We start from the raw sequence: 3,470 nt of genomic DNA on the forward strand, positions 1-3,470 counted from the left end.
GAGCGGCCGTTCACTCGGGCCGGCGCCCTTCGGCGTCGGGGCTGTCGTCGCTGCTGATGGGCTCGGGGAGGGTGCCGGCGTTGTGCTCCAGCAGCCGCCACCCCTTGCGGCCCTCCTGGAGCACGGACCACGAGCAGTTGCCCAGCCCGCCGAGCGCGGACCACAGCTCCTGCGGCAGGCCGAGCAGCTCACAGATGCCGAGCCGCAGCGCCGCGCCGTGGGAGGCCACGACCAGCAGCCCGTCGTCGTCGAGCCTGGCCGCCCAGCGCCGCATGGCGGTGGCGACCCGGGCGGCGACGTCGGCCACGTCCTCGCCGCCCGGCGCCTCCCAGGCGACGAACTCGCGCGGCCAGCGTTCGGCGATCTCCTCGCGGGTCAGGCCCTCCCACTCGCCGCCGCCGCGTTCGCGGAAGTCCTTGTCGACCGCGACGTCGAGCCCGGCGACGCGGCCGAGGGCCAGGGCGGTGTCGTGGGCCCGCTGGAGGTCGGAGGACACGACGAGGGTGGGCCGCAGCGCGGCGAGCAGGGACGCCGCCCTGGCGGCCTGCGCGACGCCGGTCTCGTCGAGAGGGATGTCGGAGTGACCCTGGAAGCGGTGTTCGACGTTCCAGAGGGTCTGCCCGTGCCGGAGACAGACGATGCGCTTGCTCAACTGCGCGCCCTTTGGATGTTGGCCTGCATGACGCTCTCCGGCAGGGTGATGGCCGGGCAGTCCTTCCACAGCCGCTCCAGGGCGTAGAAGGTGCGGTCTTCCTCGTGCTGGACGTGCACCACGATGTCCATGTAGTCGAGGAGGACCCAGCGGCCCTCGCGCTCCCCCTCACGGCGCACCGGCTTGGCGTCGGCGTGGGCGCGCAGCCTGTCCTCGATCTCGTCGACGATGGCGCGGACCTGGCGGTCGTTGTTGGCGGAGCAGAGCAGGAAGGCGTCGGTGATGACGAGCTGCTCGCTGACGTCGTAGGCGAGGATGTCGTCGGCCAGCTTGTCGGCGGCGGCTTCGGCGGCGAGGCGCACGAGCTGGACGGCTGTGTCAGATGCTGTCACGGTGCGGGTCGGTCCTCCTGTGTCGGCAACATGCCCTATATGGAGGGTACCCGTTGCGGCCGTCCCGCCCCACGGGTGGCGCGATCACTTCAGTCGTGCGCACGGTAGAGGTCACGCTTGTTGATGTACTGGACGATCCCGTCGGGCACCAGGTACCAGATGGGCTCCCCCTTCGCCACGCGCTGCCTGCACTCCGACGACGAGATGGCCAGCGCCGGGATCTCCAGCAACGTCACCCGGCCCTCGGGCAGCCCGGGGTCGTGCAGGTGGTGGCCCGGCCGGGTGCATCCGACGAAGTGGGCGAGCTGGAAGAGCTCGTCGGCGTTCTGCCAGCCGAGGATCGCGCCGAGCGCGTCGGCGCCGGTGATGAAGTACAGGTCCACCTGCGGCCCGTAGATCTGGGAGATGTCGCGCAGGGTGTCGATGGTGAAGGTCGGCCCGGGACGGTCGATGTCGACCCTGCTGACGGAGAAGCGCGGGTTGGACGCGGTCGCGATGACGGTCATCAGATAGCGGTCCTCGGGCGCGGACACCTCGCGCTCGGACTTCTGGTACGGCCGCCCGGTCGGCACGAACACGACCTCGTCCAGCTCGAAATGGTGGGCCACCTCACTGGCCGCGACCAGGTGACCGTGGTGGATCGGGTCGAAGGTCCCGCCCATGACTCCCACGCGTCGCTTCCCCTGCATACCAGGCGCGTTCATCATGAAACGGACCTTACGCGGCAGCGCTCGATCGACATCACGGCACCCCCCGCACGACCCCCCGCACGATGACCGCGCACCGCTCCCGTTGCGGACGTAGCATGCCGGGCATGACGACCACCCCGGACCGCAGCCGCGTCCAACTACCCGGCATCTCGTCCCGTGCCTACGAACACCCCGCAGACCGGTCGGCCCTGGTCGCTCTGCGCAAATTGAGCGGGTTCGACACGGTTCTCAAGCAGATGTCCGGCCTAGTCAGCGAGCGGCGCCTGCGGCTCATGTACCTCGCCTCGGCCGTGCGCGTGAGCGAGACCCAGTTCCGCTCCCTCTACGACATGGGCCGCGACGCCGCCTACGTCCTCGACCTGCACCGCATCCCGGAGATCTACGTCCAGCAGGACCCGCAGGTCCAGGCCAAGGCCATCGGCTTCGACGACCCGTTCATCGTCGTCACCACCGGCCTGCTCAACCTCATGAACGAGGAGGAGCAGCGCTTCGTCATCGGCCACGAGACGTCCCACATCCTGTCGGGCCACGCCGTCTACCGCACCATGCTCGACATCCTCACCCGGCTGGCGGCCCGCGTCGCCTGGATCCCGCTCGGCTACATCGGCCTGCGCGCGATCGTGGCCGGCCTGGAGGAGTGGTACCGCAAGTCGGAGCTCTCCTCCGACCGCGGCGGCCTGCTCGTCGGCCAGAACCCGGAGGCGGCCAAGCGCGCGCTGATGAAGCTCGCCGGCGGCGACTACACGCACGAGATGAACATCGAGGCGTTCCTGGCGCAGTACGCCGAGTACGACACCGCCGGCGACCTGCGCGACGGCTTCCTCAAGGTGCTCAACCTGCTCGGCACCACCCACCCGTTCGCCGTGGTGCGCGTCGCCGAGCTCGACAAGTGGCAGCGCAGCGGCGAGTACGACCGCATCATCGGCGGCGACTACCCGCGCCGCGAGGACGACGCCAACGCCCGCGTCAGCGAGGAGGTCAGGGCCGCCGCCGAGTCCTACCGCAGGTCCTGGTCGGAGTCCCAGGACCCGTTCATCGGCGTGCTGCGCGACGTGGCCGAAGGCGCCGTCAACGCCGGTGAGAGGATCTTCAACCGGTTCGCGCGCCGCGACGGCTGACCGTCACAGCTGACCGTCACAGCAGCAGGGCGATCGCGCGCACGGCAGCCGCGCACAGGGCGACGAACCCGCCCAGCACGGCCAGTGCGCGCAGCCCTTCCCTGCGCAGGTCGGGCAGCCGGGCGCCGACCCGCTCGATCTCGCGCCCGGTGATGCCGCCGCACAGCATGCCGAACACCACGGCGGCGGCGGTGACCGGAGCGGGCTGATGCCACCAGGCCGCGGTGTCGATCTGACCACCGCCGGTGATCCACAGCGCGCCGGCGGCCGCGACGGCGACGGGCGTCCCCGGCCAGACGGCGGCGCTCACCAGCGCCCCGCTCAGCGCGAACGGGAACGTGACCGTCCGCACGACGGCCCGCAGCCACCCTTCGGCGCGGTTGCGGACCAGGTAGTGGCTCATCCACAGCGCCCTGGTCAGCACCACGAACGCCGCCGTGATGACGATGGACGCGATCGGCCACATCACGGACGCCACCACGCACGGCACCGCCAGGACGGCGAGCAGCAGCAGCGCCGTGTTCCCGGCCGGCAGCGTGGTCGCCCCCTCGGCCCTGCTCTTGGCGGTCCTGGCCGCGCCGGCCGTCCTGGTGCGGAC

At 71.0% G+C, this 3,470-nt stretch carries 3 protein-coding genes and 2 pseudogenes; 1 reads left to right on the forward strand and 4 read right to left on the reverse strand.

Features of this window, described 5'->3' with window-relative positions:
- Window positions 1–139: 139 nt before the first annotated feature.
- From OUY22_RS36190 to nadD, 3 genes and pseudogenes are all read right to left on the reverse strand, one after another.
- Window positions 140–721 (reverse strand): annotated as a pseudogene (locus OUY22_RS36190) (histidine phosphatase family protein); the annotation flags it as partial.
- A complete protein-coding gene (rsfS, locus tag OUY22_RS36195) occupies window positions 649–1,044 on the reverse strand; it encodes a ribosome silencing factor (protein ID WP_270159832.1) in 396 nt (131 codons plus the stop codon). The pseudogene OUY22_RS36190 and the gene rsfS, both read right to left, overlap by 73 nt.
- Before the next feature lie 89 nt (window positions 1,045–1,133).
- The gene (nadD, locus tag OUY22_RS36200; RefSeq protein WP_270159833.1) at window positions 1,134–1,751 is read right to left on the reverse strand and encodes a nicotinate-nucleotide adenylyltransferase; all 618 of its coding nucleotides are present in this window, start codon (window positions 1,749–1,751) and stop codon (window positions 1,134–1,136) included.
- 107 nt (window positions 1,752–1,858) lie between these two features.
- On the opposite strand from nadD, the gene OUY22_RS36205 reads away from it, so the two are divergent.
- On the forward strand, window positions 1,859–2,872 hold the full coding sequence (locus OUY22_RS36205; protein ID WP_270159835.1) for a M48 family metallopeptidase: 1,014 nt from the start codon (window positions 1,859–1,861) through the stop codon (window positions 2,870–2,872).
- Window positions 2,873–2,888: 16 nt separating this feature from the next.
- Here the strand turns inward: OUY22_RS36205 and OUY22_RS36210 are convergent.
- A pseudogene (locus OUY22_RS36210) lies at window positions 2,889–3,470 on the reverse strand (serine/threonine protein kinase); the annotation flags it as partial.

The organism is Nonomuraea corallina (genome assembly GCF_027620315.1).
In the GTDB taxonomy this organism is placed as follows: Bacteria; Actinomycetota; Actinomycetes; order Streptosporangiales; family Streptosporangiaceae; genus Nonomuraea; species Nonomuraea corallina.

What these genes read in the sequence shown, in the direction of transcription:
- nadD (WP_270159833.1), bottom strand. Translation starts at nt 1,751, where the DNA reads ATGATGAACGCGCCTGGTATGCAGGGGAAGCGACGCGTGGGAGTCATG.
- OUY22_RS36205 (WP_270159835.1), top strand. Translation starts at nt 1,859, where the DNA reads ATGACGACCACCCCGGACCGCAGCCGCGTCCAACTACCCGGCATCTCG.